The sequence below is a fragment of the Knoellia sp. Soil729 genome, assembly GCF_001427985.1.
Lineage (GTDB): Bacteria > Actinomycetota > Actinomycetes > Actinomycetales > Dermatophilaceae > Knoellia.
Genome location: NZ_LMSA01000001.1, coordinates 238,543 through 260,056, shown reverse-complemented (window position 1 = coordinate 260,056; position 21,514 = coordinate 238,543). Strand labels below are relative to the sequence as shown.

At 71.9% G+C, this 21,514-nt stretch carries 16 protein-coding genes; 7 read left to right on the top strand and 9 right to left on the bottom strand.

Annotated elements, in window-relative coordinates; all coding sequences use genetic code 11:
* Nucleotides 1-74: 74 nt before the first annotated feature.
* Nucleotides 75-1,421, bottom strand: a complete 1,347-nt coding sequence (gene eccB, locus ASG74_RS01215; RefSeq protein ID WP_056138137.1) for a type VII secretion protein EccB — start codon at nucleotides 1,419-1,421, stop codon at nucleotides 75-77.
* Between the two features lie 9 nt (nucleotides 1,422-1,430).
* Nucleotides 1,431-2,762, bottom strand: a complete 1,332-nt coding sequence (gene eccD / locus ASG74_RS01210) for a type VII secretion integral membrane protein EccD (RefSeq protein WP_056138134.1) — start codon at nucleotides 2,760-2,762, stop codon at nucleotides 1,431-1,433.
* A 220-nt stretch (nucleotides 2,763-2,982) separates the two neighbouring features.
* Here eccD and ASG74_RS01205 point away from each other — a divergent pair, with 220 nt between their 5' ends.
* From ASG74_RS01205 to ASG74_RS01185, 5 genes are all read left to right on the top strand, one after another.
* Entirely contained in the window at nucleotides 2,983-3,303 is a 321-nt protein-coding gene (locus ASG74_RS01205; protein ID WP_056138133.1) for a WXG100 family type VII secretion target, read from the top strand.
* A complete protein-coding gene (locus ASG74_RS01200) occupies nucleotides 3,303-3,596 on the top strand; it encodes a WXG100 family type VII secretion target (RefSeq protein ID WP_056138131.1) in 294 nt (97 codons plus the stop codon). The genes ASG74_RS01205 and ASG74_RS01200 overlap by 1 nt, the downstream gene beginning before the upstream one ends.
* Nucleotides 3,597-3,767: 171 nt before the next feature.
* Nucleotides 3,768-4,307 carry a hypothetical protein gene (locus ASG74_RS01195; protein WP_056138129.1) on the top strand — a complete coding sequence of 180 codons (540 nt, stop codon included), beginning with the start codon at nucleotides 3,768-3,770 and terminating at the stop codon, nucleotides 4,305-4,307.
* Between the two features lie 2 nt (nucleotides 4,308-4,309).
* Entirely contained in the window at nucleotides 4,310-5,851 is a 1,542-nt protein-coding gene (locus ASG74_RS01190; protein ID WP_056138128.1) for a S8 family peptidase, read from the top strand.
* Nucleotides 5,835-7,382 carry a WXG100 family type VII secretion target gene (locus ASG74_RS01185; protein ID WP_056138125.1) on the top strand — a complete coding sequence of 516 codons (1,548 nt, stop codon included), beginning with the start codon at nucleotides 5,835-5,837 and terminating at the stop codon, nucleotides 7,380-7,382. The genes ASG74_RS01190 and ASG74_RS01185 overlap by 17 nt, the downstream gene beginning before the upstream one ends.
* Before the next feature lie 72 nt (nucleotides 7,383-7,454).
* On the opposite strand, the gene ASG74_RS01180 is transcribed toward ASG74_RS01185, so the two are convergent.
* A complete protein-coding gene (locus tag ASG74_RS01180; RefSeq protein WP_056138123.1) occupies nucleotides 7,455-9,110 on the bottom strand; it encodes a hypothetical protein in 1,656 nt (551 codons plus the stop codon).
* Nucleotides 9,111-9,248: 138 nt separating this feature from the next.
* Between ASG74_RS01180 and eccCa the strand changes: the two genes are divergently transcribed.
* Nucleotides 9,249-13,217, top strand: a complete 3,969-nt coding sequence (gene eccCa / locus ASG74_RS01175; protein ID WP_056138121.1) for a type VII secretion protein EccCa — start codon at nucleotides 9,249-9,251, stop codon at nucleotides 13,215-13,217.
* 87 nt (nucleotides 13,218-13,304) lie between these two features.
* Entirely contained in the window at nucleotides 13,305-14,075 is a 771-nt protein-coding gene (locus ASG74_RS01170; RefSeq protein WP_056138120.1) for a lysophospholipid acyltransferase family protein, read from the top strand.
* Nucleotides 14,076-14,298: 223 nt separating this feature from the next.
* Here ASG74_RS01170 and ASG74_RS01165 read toward each other — a convergent pair whose 3' ends face one another.
* Genes ASG74_RS01165 through ASG74_RS01140 form a run of 6 tightly spaced genes read right to left on the bottom strand, consistent with a single transcriptional unit; the run spans nucleotide 14,299 to nucleotide 21,015 of the window.
* Nucleotides 14,299-14,838, bottom strand: coding sequence for an NUDIX hydrolase family protein (locus ASG74_RS01165; RefSeq protein WP_056138118.1), 540 nt, complete (start codon nucleotides 14,836-14,838; stop codon nucleotides 14,299-14,301).
* 30 nt (nucleotides 14,839-14,868) lie between these two features.
* The gene (locus tag ASG74_RS01160; RefSeq protein ID WP_056138116.1) at nucleotides 14,869-15,717 is read right to left on the bottom strand and encodes an ECF transporter S component; all 849 of its coding nucleotides are present in this window, start codon (nucleotides 15,715-15,717) and stop codon (nucleotides 14,869-14,871) included.
* Nucleotides 15,714-17,333, bottom strand: coding sequence for an ABC transporter ATP-binding protein (locus tag ASG74_RS01155; RefSeq protein ID WP_056138110.1), 1,620 nt, complete (start codon nucleotides 17,331-17,333; stop codon nucleotides 15,714-15,716). The genes ASG74_RS01160 and ASG74_RS01155 overlap by 4 nt, the downstream gene beginning before the upstream one ends.
* Nucleotides 17,330-18,445 (bottom strand): energy-coupling factor transporter transmembrane component T, encoded by a 1,116-nt coding sequence (locus ASG74_RS01150; protein ID WP_056138108.1) that lies wholly within the window; start codon nucleotides 18,443-18,445, stop codon nucleotides 17,330-17,332. The genes ASG74_RS01155 and ASG74_RS01150 overlap by 4 nt, the downstream gene beginning before the upstream one ends.
* Before the next feature lie 21 nt (nucleotides 18,446-18,466).
* Nucleotides 18,467-19,399, bottom strand: coding sequence for a hypothetical protein (locus ASG74_RS01145; protein ID WP_056138105.1), 933 nt, complete (start codon nucleotides 19,397-19,399; stop codon nucleotides 18,467-18,469).
* On the bottom strand, nucleotides 19,396-21,015 hold the full coding sequence (locus ASG74_RS01140; protein ID WP_156465238.1) for a prenyltransferase/squalene oxidase repeat-containing protein: 1,620 nt from the start codon (nucleotides 21,013-21,015) through the stop codon (nucleotides 19,396-19,398). Before ASG74_RS01140 ends, ASG74_RS01145 begins: the two co-directional genes overlap by 4 nt.
* Between the last annotated feature and the right edge of the window lie 499 nt (nucleotides 21,016-21,514).

Genomic DNA, 21,514 nt, shown 5'->3' with positions numbered 1-21,514 from the left:
CACTGGGAGGATGATGCTGCTCGCCAGGAGGCTGAGTGCTCCGAGGGACGCGAGGATCCCGGACCGGCCAGCCGTCACGACGCTGCGGTCACGGTGGTCTGGGCGGCCTTCACGCTGAGCTCGGGTCCGGTGCGGAACAGCTCGGTCCAGGCCTGCGGCACGGGTGCCACGTCTGCCGGCTGGTAGCCCAGACGCTGCAGGAGGTCGGGCGTCGAGGCGTCGATGGCGTAGGAGGTGCCCGTCTGGTCGATGGCCAGGAGCGGACCGGAGCCAAGGGACCCGGCTCCGATCGCCCGCACCAGGGCTCCGGTGCCGAGATCGACCGCCACCTTGGTGACGCCGGACTCGGGCGTGACCGTCGTCGACGTGGACAGGGTGACTGTCGGCCTGCTGTCCGTGGCCGCCGTGAGGCTCGCGCAGGGTGCGTCGCTGACGAGGGTGGGCAGCTCCGCCGGCCATTCCTTGGGGGCGAACTGCTGCGGGACCACCTTGAGCTGCGTGACCTGTGCCGGTGTGACGGGGAGGTCCGCCTTGGCCGTGGTGCTCCCCGAACCCAGGCCGTAGAGGGCGTGCGCGAAGTCCGGGAGGGGCTCGAGCTCGCCGCGGGAGTTGACGAGGTAGCGGCGTGCCTGCTGACCGCTGCTCGCCACCGCGAGGACGGTGCCGACCGTCGCACCCGGCGGCAGCCCCGGCGCAGCCTTGCCGAAACCGGGCAGGGTCAGCTTCGTGAGGCCGGGCCCGAGCGCGAAGAGGTTGGTCCACACGGCCGGAGCCTGCCGGGGCGGGCTGCCGTCGAGCCCCAGCGCCAGGGTGATGTCGTCGAGCTGGTTGGCCGGGACCGGGTAGCGCATCCCCCCCGCGATGACGAAGGGCTGACGACCGGTCATCACCACGGTGGCGCCCTCTGTGGCGGGGGTGCTCCTGGCGGAGGCACCCACTGAGGTGGCGACGCCGCCTCCCGGCCCGAGGCAGGACACCCACCCGGTGTTGGTCAGGGACCGTCCGGGAGGAAGCGAGTCCGGAGCGCCGAGGATGCCGATCGTGGCACCGCGCTTCTTCGTGGCCAGCTTGTCGTCGGCGACGGCGATGACCTCGAAGTCGTGAGCCGGGATGAGGAGGCGCGCGCTCGTGGTGTTGAGGACGGGGTGGAGGGTGTCCTTGATCGAGACGTAGCGGGCTCCGCTGGTCTTGGCGATGACGAGCTTGTTGTTGCCCCAGTTCTGCGGCAGCGAGCCCTTGAGCCAGCCGAAGGCGAGGCTTCCGAGGACGAGCACCACGGTGAGGGCGATCCCACCGACCACTGCCTTCATCGGGCGGTGGGGCTCGACCTCACGGCCACCCGGTGCTCCGCTGACGAACGCCGTCGTCAACCGGCGCTTGCTGAAGGACTGGGCCTCGACGAGGTCCTTCTTGGTGGCCACGCTGCCGCCTCAGAGAAGCCCGGCCGCGAGGGCGGCCAGGGGGGCGAGCGCGACGAGGGCAACGCCCTCCATGGAGTCAGCGATGCGGCCGAGCTGGAGGCGGGTGCGCGGCAGGACCAGCGCGAGGCCCACGACGAGCGCGGCAGCCGCCGCGAGCGCCAGCGCCAGGAGGGGCCGCCACTGCGGGTGGGTCTGCGCTGCGGCGACGGCGGCCACGGCCACCCCCGCGACGCCGGTGACCATGGCGATGAGCACCGTCGTGCGGGTACGGCTGTGCCGGGTGCGCAGGAGGGTGGCGACGAAGCCGACGAACGTCAGCAGCGCTCCGGACACGCCGATCGAAACGATCTGCGGGGTGCACAGGACCATGACGGCGGCACTGGCCACCCCGAGGGCGACCATGAGCTCGTGCCCGGCCGCGACCTGTCGCCGGACCTGGTCACGCTCGACCTCCGGCACGTCGGCAAAGATCTCGAGGTCCGACTTGGGCGGGTGGGTCGTCAGTCGGCTGGACGAGATCCCCACCCACGGAAGGACGTTCCCGACGACCGCGGCGACGACGAAGATGACGACGGCGACCGGTGCCAGGCCCCATCCGAGGAAGTGGCTCAGGCTTCCCAGCGCGACCATGGCGAGTCCGACGACGGCGCTCGTGCCGACGAGCAGCCGGTGGCGGGAGACGGCGAGCGCGCCGAGGACACCGACGACGGTGGCTGCGGCACCGGCATACAGCAGTCCCTCGCCCCACAGCGGCGCGTCGGGGACGGCGGCGAAGCCGGCCACGCCGGCATACGCCACGGCAGTCAGGGCGAGCGCCACGCCAGCCGAGGGCTGCTGGCGCACGTGCGCCAGGACCGCGGCGGCCGCCACGAGGAGCACGGCGCAGACCCCCGCCAACGCCGCGACGAGGATGCCGCTGTCGCGGGCGGTGAAGAGGGCGTAGGCAGCGGCGAGGAACAGGACGACGGCTGCGCCGACAGCCGTGCCAGCGCTGTGTGCGGAGGTCCACGGTGGAAACTGGGTCTCGACCAGGTCGGCCACTGCCTCGACGACGTCGTCGTAGACCTTCTCGTCATCGGGTCGGTTGGGCTCGAGGCTGAGCACCGCACCGTCCTCGATCCCCTGTGCTGCAAGGCTTCTGTCGCCCTCGACCAGGTGCCCGTCAGAGCGGATGAGCCGGTAGCCCATGCTCGCCGAGTGCGCGTCGAGGACGCCGAGCTCGCGAGCGAGGTCCGGCACGATCTCGGCGACGGGGATGGAGCCCGGGATCCCCAGGTCCGCGCGCCGGGTCCCCGACGTCACCGACAACCTGACGAGTGACGTCGCCGTGCTCTGGCTCACGAGTGTGGTCCTCCCCGATCGTGCAGTTCTGGTCCGTTCCGTCGACACGGAGGACGCACCCGAGCATAGACGGGGAGTTCTCCCCATGGCCGGGGGTCGTACGCCCCCGTAAGGTCGTCCATGTCAGGACTTCGGGGGTGTCTGAATCCGGGGTCCAACCACCAGGAGTGGTCGGTAGGACCACCGAAGGCCCCAGGGCCATGAACAGAAGGGAAGTGACATGGGCAACCAGAACATTGCTGTCGGTTCCGGCGCGATCGCCAAGAGTGCCGGCGTCGTCGACCAGGCGCGCACCGACCTCAAGGCCAGGCTCAACACGCTGCAGGGGCAGATGGAGCAGGTGAAGGCGCACTGGGAGGGCGCCGGCGCCGGCGCGTTCCAGAACGTGCAGAACGCCTGGACCGTGCAGGCCAAGGACCTGGTCGACATCCTCGACCACTTCCGCGAGAACCTCATCTCCAATGACAAGCAGTACACGTCGGACGACCAGATGTCCTCCGACCTCCTCAGCAAGTACAGCGCGCAGATGGGTGGCAAGTGATGAGTGGCCAGAACATCAAGGTCGGCAGCGCGGGGCTCGACACCCTCATCCAGGACATGGTCAAGGGCGTCAACGACCTCAAGACCAAGGTCTCCGACATGGAGAGCGACCTCAAGCCCTACATGTCCGAGTGGGAGGCCGGCGCCAAGGGTGCGTTCGAGGACGTGAAGAAGAACTGGAACCGTGAGGTGCAGGACCTCAACGAGCTGCTCCTCGACATCAAGAAGGCCGTCGAGCAGTCCAAGGAGTCCTACCTCGCCGGTGAGCTCAAGAACAAGAACAGCTGGTCCTGACCCTCTGGTCGGCTGTGCGGTCGATCGTGCCGGCACCCCACGTGGGGTGTCGGCACGGGTTGCGTCCGAGCGAGGCCGCCACGGGCCGTAGCGGCGCAGTGGCCGACGAGACGCAGCGTGGTGCAGCGGTGCGGAAACGCACGCAGTGATGACGATTCAGGGGAGGTAGCTATGGGCGACAAGGTCGAGTACCCCACCGAGTACATGAACAGCCTGGCCAACACCAAGCAGACCAGGTGGGAGACCGACTCCAGCGAGGGCATCAAGAAGATCCGTGATGCCCTCGCGGACGAGAGCTCGTTCGGTGAGGTCCCCGCACTGGCTTCCTACGGGCGGGTCTTCGCGCAGGTGCGCACGATCTACCTCGAGACCATGCGCGGCGCGAAGATCGACCTGGACTCCGTCGCGCAGGGGATCAAGACATCGGCCAGGCAGATGAGGGACAACGACGACGCGGCCGGCGGCGCCTTCCTCGACCTCTGGCAGAGGTGGGAGCGGGGCCCGCTCGAGAGCACGCGCCACCAGGTCGAGGCCTCCTCCACGCAGGCTGCGCAGGATGCCGCCGCCGATGCGGACTCCGCCGGGGGCGCGACCGGTGCCATGCCGGAGGACGAGGTGCCGACCGGCGACGGCTCGGCCCCCAACCCCGACACCCGCGGCGAGGCCGTGGTTCCGACGGGTCCGGGCCAGGACTCGCCGTCGCCGCAGTGACCATGTCCACCGGACCGCTGCTCCACAGGCGTCGCCGTGCCCTGGGCATGGCCGCGGGCGGCGCCGTCCTGGGCCTGTGCGTGGCAGTGCCCGCGGCCAGTGCCGATGCGCTCGACGACGGGCAGTGGTGGCGCTCCGCCATGGGCGTGGACGAGCTCCACCGCAGCGGTGCGGGCAAGGGCATCACCGTGGCGCTCATCGACGGGCCGATCGACTCGAGCGTCCCCGAGCTCAAGGGCAGGGTGGCCTCGTCCCGGACCGAGTGCCTGGCGGCCGGTGGCGGCAAACAGCCCGCGACCGTCAAAGGGGAGGCGGCCGACCATGCCACGCGCATGGCCTCGCTCCTGGTCGGCTCCGGCCGGGGGACCGCATCGGGCGGGCGGGGCATCTCGGGCATCGCCCCGGAAGCCACTCTGCGCCACTACGCGGTCACCTATCCGGCGCCCTCGAACCCGACGAAGCTCTCGTGCGGTCTGACCGACCCGAGCCTCAACGAGGCCTCGGAGGCCACGGCGCGGGCGATCGGCCAGGCGGTCAGGGACGGGGCACGGGTGATCAGCATCAGCCTGACCACGGACTACGACGACGCCTACGTCGAGGCCCTCCTCGGTGCCTATCGCGCGGGGGCCATCGTCGTCGCCTCCACCAACAACGAGACGCGACAGGTCTTCTGGCCGGGCATCGGCAACGGCGTCGTCACGGTGACGCATGTCGACGCGGCCGGCAACCTCGACACCAGCGCCATGCGCAGGAGCTCGTTCGTCGACTTCGCCGCTCCCGGCACCAGGATCGCTGCCGGCCAGTGGACGCCGTCGGGATGGCGCAGCGACGTCCTCTCCGACGGAAGCTCCCAGGCCACGGCCATCACCGCGGGAGGCCTCGCGGCGGTCTGGTCGGCGCACCCCGGCGCGACCGGCAACCAGGTGCTGCAGGCGCTCAGGGACCAGATCGGGATGCGGGCCGAGGACGGCAAGCACCTCACCTGGTTCCGCCGCGTCGGTGACAACCTCCCGAAGGCCACGGGCAAGACCGAGTCCTACGGCTTCGGCATCGCGGACCCCGCGGACGCCGTGAAGGTCGACGTCGAGTCCCTGCCCGACACCAACCCCATGGTGGTGGACAAGGGCGTCGTCATACCGACCGCACAGCAGATCACCGCCGCCACGCAAGGCTCGACGGGCAGCACCCCCAGCTCCTCTCGCGGCACCTCCGCGCAGGCCTCGCCCAGCGCCTCGGCTGCCGGCTCCTCCACCTCGCCCGAGGCGGCCGGCCCATCACAGTCGTCCGGTGCCACCTCGCACGACGGTGGCTCCGCCCTGCCGTGGTTGTTGGGCGCAGTGGCGGTGCTGGCCCTGGTCGCGGTCCTCGTGCTTGTCCTGCGACGTCGGCCGAGCGAAGCGACCACGGCGCTCCCGGGCCGAACGCCCGACCGGGCCGACTCCCACCGGGCCGACTCCCACCGTGACGACTTCCATGCACGCACGGCAGCGACGGATGGGGTCGCCGCCACGACGAAGGAGCACAGCAATGGTTCTGATCTCTGACGGTGGTGGGGGCGGCCCCACGCTCGACCCCAAGGCCAAGAAGTACGAGCGCGAGCTCTTCAAGGTCTTCGCGGTGGACACCGGGTCCATCTCGCTCACGCAGGCCGACTGGCAGGCGGCCAGGAGCCAGCTCGAGAGCCTCGCCAAGGACGTGCGTGCCGTGCGCAGCGAGCTGCAGGCGCCGGCGGACGGTGGCAAGGGCTGGACTGGGCCGGCGGCGACGGCGGCCCAGTCCACGCTCAAGAAGCTGAGCGACACCCTCGACGCCCACGCCGGCGAGGTCGGTGACGTGGACACGAGCCTTGGGCAGGTCTACAAGGCCGTCGTCGATGCCAAGGCAGCGTGGTACTCCGACGTCGCGAGCATCTCCACCTACGTCGACCCGGCCGACCACATGCGCCTCCCGGCGCCCTACACGCCCACGGCCGAGAACGTCGAGAAGTACAGCGTCCCGGACGCGGCTGCCGCCGAGGACGCGAAGTGGCAACAGCGCAACCTGGCTGCCAAGAAGGTCCTCGAGCAGCTCGACACGGACACGCGGACGGCGAAGGCGACGATGCCCATTGACGTGCAGGACGACTCGGAGTCCACTCCCTACGACAACCAGGGCCCGGCGTCCACCACGCGCACTCCCGGTTCGGCCACCCGGACGGGGTCGAGCAGCTACCCCAGCGGTGGGCAGGGCGTGGTTCAGATCGGCGTTCCGGTGGGCAACCCGGTCATCGGCATCCCGGACGACACGGGCCTGGTCCCCGTGGGTCCGGGTCCGGATGACGGCCCCACCATGATCGTTCCGGACGAGGGCCCCGGTTCCACTCCGGACGTCCATGACCCGATCAGCTCGGACGGTGACGTGACCGGCACGACCGGCCACCCCACCTCGACCGTTCCGGGTGGCTCAGAGGGCAGCCCTCCGACCGGTAGCGGTGGCAGCGGTGGCAGCGGTGGCAGCGGTGGCAGCGGCGTGGGGGCCGGAGGTGTCGCGGCCGGAGGGGTGGCCGGTGCTGCAGGCCTCGGTGGTCTGCTGCGTGCTCGCGCTGGTGGGATGTTCTCCGGGGGCTCGTCACGCGCAGGCGCGAGCTCAGCCAGAGGAGGCGCCGGTCGCTCTCGCGGCGCGGCCTTGCGCGCCGGTGGCGGCACGCGCGGTTCTTCGATGGTGCCCGGTGGCGGGGCAGCGGCAGGACGAGGCTCCGCCGGCGCCTCTGGCCGGGGGAGCGCAGTCAAGGGGTCCACGGGTTCGGGCAAGTACGGCGTCCCGAAGGTCGGTGGCGGCAAGGGCGGCGGCGTCGTTCCCACCGCTGGTGCCCAGGGCGCCAAGGCAGGTGGCCGCGGGCCGGGCAGCAAGGGCGCCGCGGGCACGGGCCGGAGCGGCTCCGGGCGCGGTGGTGCCGCCCTGGGTGCGGCCGGGCGTGGCGGGTCCCGCCAAGGCGACCAGAAGGGCACCCCCGAGGACGTCGACAGGCTGACCGTGGAGGACGAGGAGAGCTGGTACGAGGGCACCGACGAGTCCTCGCCCCAGGTCTGGGGGTGACCCGAGTCCGCTGAGCTGATGGAAGGCGGTTCCGGCGGAAGGCGCCGATGCGGCGGCCGTCCGGTGGAGGACTCAGCCGGAGGTGACCCGCCGGAGGGCTTCGACCCCGCCCGCGGCCACGATGCCGAGCGGCAGGCAGAGGGCGACGGTCATCGTCTCGATCGCGTCCGCGAAGCGCGACATGCGCGTGCTGCGGTAGCCGCGGGCGATCGCAGCGGCGCTCGCGACACTGGTCCACGCGATGATCGAGCCGACCACGAAGACCACGAAGGCCGCACCGTCCCACCCTGTCCCGAGCAGCGCGACGGCTGCCGCGAGCAGCAGCGCAGCGGAGGCGGCGAGCATGCTGTAGCGGGGGAGGCGGTCTCGCACCGATCGCGACTGGTAGCTGCAGGCCAGGGCTGCGACGACCAGTGCAGCGACCGATCCCCACCGCGTCACGCGGTCGGTGCCGGCGCTCGTCACCAGCACCCATCCGCCGACGGCGGTCGCGAGGGAGAGGTAGGCCGTGCCGATCGCCACGATCTCGCGGGCCGCCTCGAAGCGCGCGCGCACGTCTGCCCGCGCGAGCCGTTTGCGCCGGGTGGCGCCGCGCTCACGCACCGACCAGATCGTCGTCGAGAGGCGCTCGGTGTCGACGAGCTGGTTGAGGTCGACCGTGAGACTCGTCGTGGGCAGCAGGCGCATCAAGAGCGGCCCCAGCCCGGCGACGAGGGCCGCGACAGCGGGACCGGGCCAGTCGAGCACCGTCCCCAGCCCCACGAGCAGGCCCAGGCCACCGATCGCCGTCATGACCGTGCGGTCCCCGGGGGAGTCGACGTCGACCCGCGTCCGGGTGATCGCCAGGGCGAGCACGGCCACGGCGCAGCCGGCGACCACGGCGACCGAGCCACGTCCGGGTGAGTCGGGCAGCGGCAGCGTGAGGCCGGCGCCCAGGCCGAGGGCGGGTGCCGATGCCGCGGCGGCGAACCGGTGGGACCGGTTGCTGCTCAAGGCCGCCAGCCCGATGGCCCCGGCTGCGAGGAGGGCGGCGGCGGCAGTGGGCAGCCATGCCGGGTCCAGGCCGAACACGGAGGACGGTGCATCGCGCTCCACCTGGCTGGCGAGCCCCCACGCAGCGACGAGGCTGGTGACGGCGCCGAAGGCGGCAGCGAGCCAGAGGAGCTGCGCAGACGTCGAGGGGAGCGCCGCTGGAGTGGTGCGTCGGAGCGGAGGTACGGAGCCGGGCGCACGGGACCGGCTGGCCATGCCCTGCCCCGCGCCCGGCCCGGTCCCACGCCCGCCGAGGCTGGACCGTGGGGCGGTCACGTCGGACGCATCGGTCGGCGCACCCTCGCCGCGGCGACGGGTCGACTCGTCGACCTCCGGGTGCACGGCGGCCGGTGCCTCGTCCCGGTGGCGTCCACCGGATCCCGAGGGAGTGCTGGCCCGGGCACCGCCGGCGCCGCGTCCCCGGTCGAGGTTGAGGATGTCCCGGGTCACGGCATGCGTGGTCACCGGCACCACGCTGAGGATGGACCCGGTCGGCACCGACTCGTCGAAGGTGTCGTGCGGGCCGAGGATGCGCCCGCTGGGCGTGGCGATGGCGTGCGGGTTGGCGCGCGAGGCGATCCCGAGGACCGACAGGACCTCGGTGACCTGCGCCCCCACCGGCACGACGAGGTCGTAGCGCCGTCCCCCGGCAGTGAGGCTGATCTGGAGACCGGCGCTCGCGTCCGTACCCGGCATACCGTCCCCTCCTCGTCCAGACTGCCTCGGCTTCCACGAAGGATAGGCGGGCGGCACGGTCCTCGGTGTGCCAGCCTCTGCCGGTCGGGGAGGTCTCGGATACGTTGACTGCCTGCACCTGCACTCGGGAGGGGAAGCGTGACGGCGACAGTCGGAGGGACACGTCAGGAGGCGCCATCGGTCCCCACGGGGCGCATCGTCCTGCAGCCACCGCCGGAGATCACTCCTGCGGAGGGTGTCAGCAACCTCCTCATGCAGGCCGTGCCGATGCTCGGCAGCGTCGGCTCCATGGGCTTCGTCGCCATCTCGGGGCAGGGCGCCAAGGGCTATGTCGGCGCCGGGATGTTCCTCCTCGCCTCGCTGGGCTTCGTCTTCTCGAGCGGGCTGCGCCAGCGCCAGCAGCACACGACGGAGGTCATCGCGAACCGGCGGGAGTACCTCGCCTACCTCGCCGAGGTCCGAGACACGGTCCGCGACGCCGCGGCCAAGCAGCGCGAGGCCGGTCTCTGGAACTACCCCGCCCCGGCCTCCCTGCCCCTGCTCGCCGAGGAGAAGAGCCGCGTCTGGGAGCGACTGCCCAAGGACGAGGACTTCCTCCACGTGCGCATGGGCACGACCTCGCAGCCGCTGTGCCTCACTCTCGAACCCGCCGAGACCCCGCCCCTGGCCCAGCTGGACCCCGTCGCCGCCTCCGGGCTGCACCGCCTCCTCACGACCCACCGGGTCCAGCACGGACTGCCCGCCTCGGTCTCGCTTCCGGCGTGGGCCCGGGTCCAGATCACCGGGGAGGCGGCTCCAGCGCGAGCTCTCGCGCGCTCGCTGGTCGTCAATGCCGGGATCATGCACTCGCCGGACACGCTCATCGTGGCGGCGTTGACCAGCCCTGAGTCCCGCCAGGAGTGGGACTGGCTCAAGTGGCTGCCGCACGCACTGAGCCCACGGGAGCGCGACGCCATCGGGCCCCTGCGCCTCGTCGCCGAGTCCGTCGACGAGCTGCTCGAGCTCCTGCCCGAGGACATCACGGACCGTCCCCGCTTCGGCCCCGGCAGCCAGCGCCCGACGCCGCACGTGCTCGTCATCGTCGACGGCGCCCGCCTGCCGCGCCACAACCCCCTCGTGACCGACGACGGGGTCCTGGGTGTCACCGTCCTCGACCTCCCGGAGCAGTGGGGCGAGCTCGACTCCACGTCCACGTTGCGTCTCGCGGTCGACGCTGCACGACCGGGTATGCCGGACGGCCAGGTGCCGTTCGAGATCCTCAGCCTCAGCCGTGGTGGCGCCCGAGGACTGGCCGACCAGATGAGCGTGACCCAGGCCGAGGCCGCCGCTCGCCGCCTGGCCCCGATGTTCGTCAGCGGCGAGGTCGAGGTGCGCGACGCGCTCACCTCGAGCACCGAGCTGGTCGACCTGCTCGGGCTGGGCGACGTGCGCGAGTTCGACCCGGCCACCGCCTGGCGCCCACGGCTCCAGCGCGACCGCCTGCGCGTGCCGATCGGCGTCGGGGGAAGCGGCCAGGTCGTGGCGCTGGACATCAAGGAGTCCGCCCAGCAGGGCATGGGTCCCCACGGCCTCGTCATCGGCGCGACCGGCTCCGGCAAGTCCGAGCTGCTGCGCACCCTGGTCCTCGCGCTGGCCATGACCCACTCGTCGGAACAGCTCAACTTCGTCCTCGTCGACTTCAAGGGTGGTGCCACCTTCGCCGGCATGGCCGACATGCCGCACGTGTCGGCGGTCATCACCAACCTCGGCCAGGAGCTCACGCTCGTCGAGCGCATGCAGGACGCGCTCCAGGGCGAGATGACCCGGCGCCAGGAGCTCCTGCGCTCGGCCGGCAACTTCTCCAACGTCACCGACTACGAGAAAGCGCGGGCAGCAGGCGCCGACCTCGAGCCCCTGCCTGCCCTGCTCATCGTCGCCGACGAGTTCTCCGAGCTGCTCTCGGCCAAGCCGGAGTTCGCCGACCTCTTCGTGGCCATCGGTCGGCTCGGCCGCTCGCTGTCGATGCACCTGCTGCTGTCGTCGCAACGGCTCGAGGAGGGCCGGCTGCGGGGGCTGGAGTCCCACCTCTCCTACCGCATCGGTCTGCGCACGTTCTCGGCCGGAGAGTCCCGCACGGTCATCGGTGTCCCCGACGCCTACGAGCTGCCTCCGGTCCCCGGCCTGGGCTACCTCAAGCCCGACCAGACCACCCTGCTCAAGTTCAAGGCGGCCTACGTCTCCGGACCCCCGAAGGGCCGGCGCCGACGCGCCTCGACCGGCGGCACCGGCACCAACATGCAGGTCCTGCCGTTCACCTCCACCAAGGCCATCTCCGCCACCGCGCGCGTCGAGGAGGAGCCGCAGCCGCTCCACGAGGCCGAGGAGACCCGCGCCGTCTTCGACATCGCCGTGGCGCGGATGAAGGGCCACGGTCGGCCCGCCCACCAGGTGTGGTTGCCGCCGCTCGACGTGCCCAACTCCCTGGACCAGCTCCTCGGAGACCTCGCTCCCGACCCCGAGCTGGGGCTGGTGAGCAAGCGGTGGCGCAGCCGGGGCTCCTACGTCATCCCCATGGGCATCGTGGACCGTCCCCTCGAGCAGCGCCGGGAGCTCTTCGTGCTGCGTCTCGGCGGGGCGGCCGGCCATGTCGCCGTCGTCGGCGGGCCACGCACGGGCCGGAGCACGTTCGCCCGCACCCTGGTCAGCTCGCTGGCCCTGACGACCACCCCGCTCGAGACCCAGATCTATGTCCTGGACTTCGGGGGCGGCACCTTCACGCCCTTCGCCGGCCTGGCTCACGTCGCCGGGGTCGCCAACCGCAACGAGCCCGACGTCGTGCGCCGCACGGTTGCCGAGATCACGGGCATCATCGACAAGCGCGAGGCCTACTTCCGGGCCGCGGGCATCGACTCGATCGAGACCTATCGCCGGCGCCGTGCCGAGGGGCGCGCCGACGACGGGTACGGCGACGTCTTCCTCGTGGTCGACGGGTGGCCGACCATCCGGGCCGAGTTCGACGAGCTCGAGCAGACCATCAGTGGCATCGCCGGTCGCGGCCTCACCTTCGGGATCCACGTCGTCATCACCACCTCCCGCTGGATGGACTTCCGCATGCAGATCCGCGACGTGCTCGGCACCCGTGTCGAGCTGGGCCTCGGTGATCCGGGCGACTCCGAGATCGACCGCAAGGTCGCCGCCAACGTGCCCAAGGGCAGGCCGGGACGCGGCATCACGACGACGAAGCACCACTTCCTCGCCGGCATCCCGCGCATCGACGGCTCGGGCCGCGTCGACGACCTCGGCGAGGGTGTCGAGGACCTCGTGGCCAAGGTGTCCGCCGCGTGGATGGGTCCCCGTGGACCGAAGCTGCGGCTGCTCCCGGAGCAGATCACGCTCGAGAAGATCCGCAAGGAGGCGGGGCCCGACGAGAAGCGCGTGCTGCTCGGTATCAACGAGAGCAACCTCGAGCCCGTGGGCGTCAACGTCGCCGAGGAGTCCCACCTCTACCTCTTCGGTGACAGCGACTCCGGCAAGTCGGCCATGTTGCGCGCCTACGCCAGCGAGGTGGCGCGCCTCTACACCCCGGACGAGGCCAAGCTCTTCGTCGTGGACTACCGCCGCGCCCTGCTCGGGGAGCTGCCCACCGAGCACCTGGCCGAGTACATGACCACCGAGGAGCAGGTGACGGCCGAGATCGAGGGTCTCAGTGCGTTCCTGCGCACCCGCCTCCCCGGCCCGGACGTCACGCCCGAGCAGCTGCGAGCGCGCTCGTGGTGGTCGGGCTCGGAAGCGTTCATCCTCGTCGACGACTACGACCTCGTCGTCACGTCGGCCGGGTCCCCGCTGCGTCCCCTCATCCCCCTGCTCGCGCAGGCCACCGATGTCGGTCTGCACCTCGTGCTGACCCGGCGGGCCGGTGGCGCCTCGAGGGCCAGCTACGAGCCGGTCCTCCAGGCGATGCGCGACCTCGCGAGCCCCGGCATCATGCTCAGCACCCCGCCCGACGAGGGCGCGCTGGTGGGCAACGTCCGGGGTTCGCTGCAGCCGCCCGGTCGGGGACGACTGGTGACCCGCGACCAGGGCAACCAGGTCGTGCAGCTCGCCTGGCTGCCTGCACAGCACAGCTGACCGGCCTCAGGTCCTCGCCGTCCGACTCGTGCCGAGGTCACTGTGCGCAGCGCGCCGGCACAACCTACGGCACCGTAGGCTGACCCCATGGAACCCGTCTACACCTCGGTGATCAGCACCGCCCGCCTCGTCTTCGCTGCCCAGGGGCTGAAGTTCCGGATCGTGGGCGAGGACAACGTTCCCCGCACCGGCGGGGCCGTGATGGCCATCAACCACACGGGCTACTTCGACTTCACGTATGCCGGCCTCGCGGCTGTGAAGTCCAAGCGCCTCGTGCGCTTCATGGCCAAGAAGTCGATCTTCTCCCACCGGGTCGCCGGCCCGCTCATGCGTGGCATGAAGCACATCCCGGTGGACCGCCGAGACGGCCGTGGGTCGTTCAACCGGGCGGTGCAGTCCCTCAAGGACGGCGAAATCGTCGGCGTCTTCCCCGAGGCCACGATGTCGCGCTCGTTCGAGCTCAAGGAGTTCAAGCCGGGCGCGGTGCGCATGGCGCAGGAGGCGGGAGTGCCGATCCTGCCCACGACCCTGTGGGGTTCGCAGCGGGTCTGGAGCAAGAACACTCCCAAGCACGTGGGCCGCAGCAACATCCCCGTCTTCATCACCGTGGGGCAGCCCATGGTCGTCGCCCCCGACGAGAACCGCGTCGAGGCCACCGAGCGGCTCCGGGTGCTCATGCAGGCCCAGCTCGAGGCGCAGCAGGCGGCCTACCCGCCCATGACCGGCGAGGACCTCGTCTTCCTGCCGGCCCGCCTCGGTGGCACGGCGCCCACTCCCGAGGCGGCACTGGCCCTGGACCATCACGACATGAACCGCACGGTCGACAAGTTCAACAAAGGACGCGAGTCGCGCGACTGACCCGCTTCGCCGAAGAGCGCCGGACGTGGCACGACTGACCCGGTTCGCCGAGTGCCGACGCACGCCGAGTGCCACCGCACGCCGAGCGTCACAGTCCTCGTGCGCCGCTGGCTGGGCCTGGCGGGAGCACGAAGCGCGCTCCGCGCGCGAGTGCGGATGGGACGGCGGCGCACGAGGATTGTGACCGCGACCGCATGGGCGCGAAAGCGACCGCACCAAGAGGTCAGACGGGGTGACCGAGGTGAGCGAGGGCTTGGCGCAGAAGCACGCCATGACCGCGCTCCATCTCGGCGAGCAGGCCGGGGGCGAGGGCCTCGTCGGGGGTGAGCCACGCGAGGTCCAGCGCGTCCTGCTGGGGGGCGCAGTCTCCGGTGACCGGGACGACGAACGCGAGCGACACGGCGTGCTGGCGCGGGTCGTGGAACGGGGTGACTCCGGGGGTCGGGAAGTACTCGGCGACGGTGAACGGCACGGGAGACGCCGGCACGTGGGGAAGCGCCATGGGGCCGAGGTCCTTCTCGAGGTGCCGCAGGAGGGCGTCGCGCACCCGCTCGTGGTAGAGCACCCGGCCCGAGACCAGCTCGCGCTGGATGTCTCCGTCGGTGGAGGCCCGCAGGAGCAGGCCGACGCCGGTCACGGTGCCCCGCTCGTCGACGCGCACCGGCACGGCATCCACATAGAGGATGGGCAGGCGCTCACGCGCGTTGTCGAGCTCTTCGCGGCTCAGCCAGGCGGGTGTGTTGTCGAGTTCGAGGGGACCCATGCCCGCGATTGTGCCAAAGCGGCAGTGGGCTCAGTCGACTGTGGTCGCGGCGGTGAACTCCACGGGCGCCTCGAAGGCGGCCTTGCGCGCGGCTCGACGCAGGGTGCGCAGGACGACGCTGCCGGTGAGGCACACCAGGACGATGTTGGTGACGGCCCGGCCGATGTCCCAGCCGAGCGAGGTCGCGAGCGAGAAGACGACGAAGCGGTGGAGGTTCTCGAGCACCGGCGCTCCCGCCACGAAGGACAGGTGGCCCTCGAGTCCCGTCGTGAACGGCCAGAACATGAGGTTGAGGGCGAGCCCGTAGAACAGTCCTGACACCGCGCCGTAGGCCGCGAGGAGGGCGATCTCCGCCTTGCCCCGCAGCGGCGGCAGGAGCCCCGCGCCCAGGCCCACCCAGGCCGCCCCCAGCATCTGGAACGGCAGCCACGGGCCCACCCCGCCGGTGATGAGCGCCGACGCGAACAGCGTCGTCGCGCCGAGCACGAAGCCGAACCCGGCCCCGAACACCCGGCCGCCGAGGATGAGGAGGAAGAACACCGTCTCCAGTCCCGCGGTTCCGGCACCGACGGGTCGCAGGGCCGCGCCGACGGCAGCGAGGACCCCCAGCATGGCGATCGCCTTGACGTCGAGCCCACCCTCGGAGATCTCGGCGAGGACGACCGCCAGCAGGAGCGGCATGAGGAGGGAGAACAGCAACGGTGCGTTGGTCGAGTGCCCGAGGGTGGCTCCGGGGTCGACGATGAGCGGCCAGGCGAAGGCGACGACCCCGGCGAGGCTCACTGCGGCGATGGCGGCCACGGACCTGGGCCGCAGCCGAACCGCCCGCGTCTGCGCCGTCCCATGTGCCCGCCGGGGTGAGGTCGAGAGGCTCGTCACGAAGGCTCCCCGACGGCATACCTCACGTCGTCGACCGTGAGCCAGGGCTGGGGTGCGGTGATCTTGGCGACCTGGGGTGCGAAGGCCGGGCTGGAGACGACGACAGCGGCGGTGGGCCCGTCGGCGACCACCTCGCCGGCGGCCAGGACGACCACCCGGTCGGCCGTCTCGGCGACGAACTCGACGTCGTGGGTCGACACGACGACACACCGGCCGCGTGCCGTGAGCTCGTGAAGCGCACGTCGCAGCGCGGCCTTGCCGGTGTAGTCGAGGCCGCGCGTGGGCTCGTCGAGGAGGAGGATCGGCGGGTCCGCGGTGAGCTGTACGGCGAGGACGACGGCGAGCCGCTGTCCTTCGGACAGGTCCCGGGGATGTCGACCATCGGGTATGCCGGGTGCCAGGCTGTCGAGCAGGCTGCGGCAGGTGCCGGGCGGGCGTTCGCTCTCGCGGTCGGCCTGACGGCACTCGGCGCCCACCGAGTCGAGGTAGAGCAGGTCCGCCGCGGACTGCGGTACGAGGCCGACGTGGCGTCGTCGCTGCGCCGCGTCGAGCCGGTGCACGTCGACACCCGGGAAGCCGGCCGGACCCGTGGCGAGGACGCTGCCGGAGCGCAGCCGCCCCGAACCCTGGAGTCCCCACAGGAGTGAGGACTTGCCGGCGCCGTTGCGACCCATGAGAGCGGTGATCTCACCGCCACGCAGGGACAGGTCCACCCCGGCCACCGCAACCACGGCGTCGTGCTGGATGACGACACCCTTGGCCGTGAGCAGCACGGGGCCGTCGGTGGGAGCCGACGGAGGGGAGAGCACGGGGCGACTGCGCCACTGCCTGGCGCGCCGACGGGCGTCACGCACGGACAGGGGGAGGGGTGACCACCCTGCCCACCGGCCGAGCTCGACCACGGGTGGGGCGACGTCGGAGGTGGTCATGAGGGCGGCCGGATCACCATGTGTCACCACGCCATCGGTGCCGACGTGCACGACGGTGTCGGCGTACTGCAGGACGCGCTCGATGCGGTGCTCGGCCACGACCACGGTGACCGCGAGGTCGTGGACCAGTCGTGTGATCGTGGCGAGCACGTCCTCGGCCCCGGTCGGGTCCAGGGCCGAGGTGGGCTCGTCCAGGACGATGACCTTGGGGTGGGCAGTGAGCACCGAGCCGATGGCGACGCGCTGCTGCTGGCCACCGGAGAGCTCGCGCAGCGCCGCGCCGCGCAGGTCGGCGATGCCCAGGACGTCCAAGGTCTCCTCGACCCGCTTGCGCATCGTCGAGGCCGAGAGCCCGAGCTGCTCCATGCCGTAGGCGAGCTCCTCCTCGACGGAGTCGGTGACGAAGCCGGCGAGGGGGTCCTGGCCGACGACCCCGACGAGGTCGGCGAGGTCGCGCGGGCGGTGCGTGCGGGTGTCGCGTCCGTGGATGCGGACGTGCCCCGCAAGGGTTCCGCCCGTGAAGTGTGGGACATGCCCGGTCATGGTGCCGAGGAGGGTGGACTTGCCGGAACCGGTGCGGCCGACGACGAGCACGAGCTCGCCCTCGTCGATGGAGAGGGTGACGTCGCGCAGCACCGGCTGGCTGGCGCCCTCGAAGGTCACCGAGACGCGGTCGAGCTCGATCATGCCGGCACCTCCGCGCGTCGGCCCGGGCCCCGGGTGGCGGCTGGCGGCGGCTCGGGGGTGAGGAAGGCGGGCAGTCCGGCCAGGAGCAAGCCGGCCACGGCCACCAAGGGCAGGGCGGGCACGGCAAGGGGGGAGAGCGGCATGCCCAGCGCCGAGCCGTCAGCGCGGGACGCAAGCTGCATCGCCACGGCGGCGCCGAACCCGCAGGCCACGGTGAGCCACTCCGGCCACTGCCACGGGTCGGGGCGGTAGGTCGACCGGGCGTTCGCGTGGCCACCGAGCCAGATGCCGACCAGCGACAGGGCGGCTCCGGTGAGGAGCAGGGGGGCCCCGAGCCACCCGGGGGTCGTCGTGTCGAGCACTCCGTAGATGCCGACCGCGCTGGCGAGCAAGCCCCCGAGCGTGCAGGTGGCGGTGAGTGAGCGCTGCCAGGGACTCACTGCGCGTCGTCGGCCGTAGCCGCGGGAGTCCATGGCCGAGGCGAGCAGCAGGGAACGGTCGAGGGTGTCCTCGAGGACGGGGAGCGCGATCCGCGGGAGGGCCCGGATGCCGCGGGAGGTGTCGCCGCGAAGGGCCCGCGCCCGCAGCACGCGCTGGACGCTGTCGGCCAGCTGCGGCGCGACGGTGATGGTGACGACGACGGCCGACCCGATCTCGCTCAGGGCGCCCGGGAGGCTGCGCAGCAGTCGCTTGGGGTTGGCGAGTGCGTTCGCGGCACCGATGCACGCGATCATGACCGCCAGCCGCAGCCCGTCCGTGACGGCGCCGACCAGCCCGGCGAGGCGCACGTCGCCCAGGATGTCGATGCCGGCGGCCCACGACGGGAGGGTGACCTCCGGCAGCGGCAGCACCACCGTGTCGCCGTACTTCAGGCCCACGAGGACGTGGAGCACCGTGCGGACGGCGACGATGAACACGCCGAGCCAGAGGTAGAGCCGGAACGACCTGGCCCACGGTGAGCTGCCCCTGCGCGAGGTGACCACGAGGGCCGCGACCCCCAGCGCGGTGAACAGCAGGAAGGGGTTGGTCACCGTGCTCACGGCGACGGCGAGCCCGATGGCCCACCCCCACCACGCCGCCGGATGCAGGCCGCGGGGGAGAAGTGGGCTCATCGGGTCCTCACCGGGGACGCGTCATGACGCGGACGAGTCGCCGGAACGACGACGGCGGAGGGCAACGGCTGCAACGGCGGTCGCGAGGGCGAGAAGCAGGACACCGCCACCGACGAGCCGTCCGGTGCTGTCGGCGCCGGTCTCGGTCGCCTTCCGCGCGTTCACGTCGTCGTTCGGTGAGCCGGCCACCGTGTCGCCGGCTGTCTGGCTGGCCGTGGCCGCCGCGCTGGGGCTGGGACTGGTGGCAGGGGCGGATCGCGAGGCGGACGTCGTGGCGCTGGCGGACCCGGACGGGCTGGCGGGGCTGGCCGGTGCCGATGAGGCCGACGACGACGGTGCCGCCGTGCTGCGCGGGGCGGTGCTGCGTGCCGCCGAGCTGGTGCGCTTGGGCGTGGGGTTGGCCCCTCCGGGTGCCGCGGTCGTGCGCCGCGGCGCGGCCGTCGTGGGCCTGGGTGCGGCCGTGGTCGGCTTCGGCTTCGCCGTGGTCCGGGTCGGTGCGGGAGCGGGCGCCGGGGACGCCGGCCCCACCGATGGCGCTGCACCAGAACCGAACCGGAAGCCCACGGAGGACCCGGGTTGCGGGTCGTAGCCGCCTGCTCCGCTCTGGCTGTAGGTCCACGAGCCGCCGGCGGGGCCGTGGAAGAACGCCCAGTAGGCGCTGGCCGGCGGGGTGCGGGTGCAGTTGGTGTTGGGGTAGCCGTTGATCTGGCAGACGAAGCCGGGCTGGGTCTGCACCTGGGTCACCCCCGCCACGGCCTGAAGTGCGCTCAGGGCGCTGCCCGGGTCGCCGGGTGCACAACGGGTCGAGGTGCCGTTGTCGGACTGGATGACCACGGTGACACCGTTGGTCCCCGAGCACGACGCGGCCTGCGCCGGAGCACTTGCTCCGACGAGGCCGGCCGTGGTGAGGACGGCACCCAGCAGGGTGCCGAGGACTCGACGAGCGAAGGTCACCGGTGAGCGCCCCGGCGGCGGGCTGCGAGGATCGCTGCTGCACCCGCGAGGAGGAGCAGAGCGGCCAGGCTCAGCGGTCCACCCAGGGAGGCGCCGGTGTAGGCGAGTCCCGGTGCAGTGTCCGGCTGTGCGACGGGCTGTGCGACGGGCGTGTGGTTGACGGGCGCCGCGGAGGGGCCGGCGGTGCTCGGGGCCACAGTCGGTGTGGGCGACGTGGTGGAGGTGGCCGTTGCCGTCGAGGACGGCTTCGCGCACTTCAGGACGGGAGCGGTGGCAGCTGACCCCTCGGCGGTGGCGTCGAGCAGCGAGCCGCCTGCGAGTCCCAGGGTGGCCTGAGGGGTTGCCCGCAGTGCGCGGTCGATGGCCTTGATGTTGGTCGGGGACTTCAGCAGCGTCGCCTTGTCGGCAGCGGTGAACGCGATGCCTCCGCGCAGGCTGGCAGCCGCGCTGCAGTCGAGCTGGAGGCTGGCGAGGAAGGACTGTGCCTTGACCCGCTCATCGGAGTAGCCGCCGACGGTGAAGGCCTGTGCCGCAACGCCGGTGGTGTTGGCGTTGGACTGGCCGTCCTGGTTGAGCAGGCCGCCGTTGGCCGCCTGCTTGGACGCCAGGTAGTCGAGCGCCTTGATGGTGTTGGCGTCGTCGGGCCCGTAGCGCCCGACGAGTGCCTGCGCCGCGAAGCCGGTCGCGTCGAGGTCGCTCACGCAGCTGCTGTCGCCCGGCGTGCCGCGGAAGCCGCCATCGGCGCACTGCTGGTCGAGGAGGTAGTCCATCGCGACGTCGGGAACCTCGCCCGTCGCCATGCCGACCCCGATGAGGTCGAGAGCCTGTCCGATGGTGTTGGAGTAGTCGCACACGTCGTAGCCGCACCCGGTGGCGGGCAGGTCCGAGAAGCGGCCCGGCTCGACCGCCCCGAGAGACTCGTTGAGGAGCAGGTCGACGAGGTCGACGCCGCCGAAGTCGTTGACGTCACCACCGTGGGCGACGACACCGACGAGGGCCTTGCCCGCCGGACCGGCGTAGAGGGCGTCGTAGGCCGTCCCGATGTAGCCGCCGAGGTTGTCCTCGACGTAGGCCAAGGCCTTGTCTGCGCCGTCGAGGCCCACCTTGGCGCCGTCGAGGCCGATGACCGCATCGATCGTGTTGCCGCCGTCGAAGAACGTCGACTCCGGGTAGTTGTAGTGGTTGCCGTTGGCTGCCAGCGTGCGCACCATGAAACCGCCGGCGTATGCCGCCTGCTCACTGCGTGTGCCGGCGATCCGTCGCGAGGAGGATGCGGACGACAGGCCGAAGGGAGACATCTCCAGCGGTGCCTCGGTCGCGGTGGGCTTGGCTGCCGGCGCATCGGCGGCGGGCGTGGCGGGTGAGGGTGCAGCGGGTGCGGGCGTACTGAGCGTCGTGGCGCCCGGCGTGGCCGTGTCGGTGGGCGAGGGCGTCGCCGACGCCGTCTCGCTCGGGGTCGGCGACGCGGTGGCAGTGGCGGTGGCACTGCTGCTGGCCGAGGTGGTCGGGCTGGGAGTGGGCGTCACGTCGGCATGGGCGACGGACGGCATACCCAAGGTGAGCGCGACGAGCGCCAACGGCGCGGTGACGCGCACGCGAAGAGCGGTGCGGAGCATGTGGTGGACAGCCTTCCTCAGCGGTTCGTGACGAATGCCCGAACCCGGCCAGGAGGCTGTTCGGGCTCCGTCCCGTGACCTCGACGGGTGATGTGGAGCCGCTCGCGTCCACGAGGAGGTCCGGCTCGCCACCCTCGCGGGCGGCCTACGGTTGCGGGTCAGCGCCGGCTTCGGACCGGCTTTCCCCCGCGGACGCGGTTGGTGTCACCGAAGGACCGGCGACAGCGGGGAGTCTAGCGCGCCGCGGCCCGGCACACGACGGGCGCTAGACTGGGGTCACAGGCGCTCGAGCCGTCATCAGCGGTGAGCCTTCGGAAGAACAGCGGGTCCGCCCGCCCACTAGAACCGAACGTCCGGGTCACGTCACGACCTTCGACCAAGAGCGGCTGTGTTTCCGGGTGTGGCAAGTGCCCCGCCCGGGCGTGCAGCAACCGAGGTGGTACCGCGGAGGGAACCGCCGGCGTGCGCCGGAGGCCCGTCGTCCTCGTCCGACGACGAG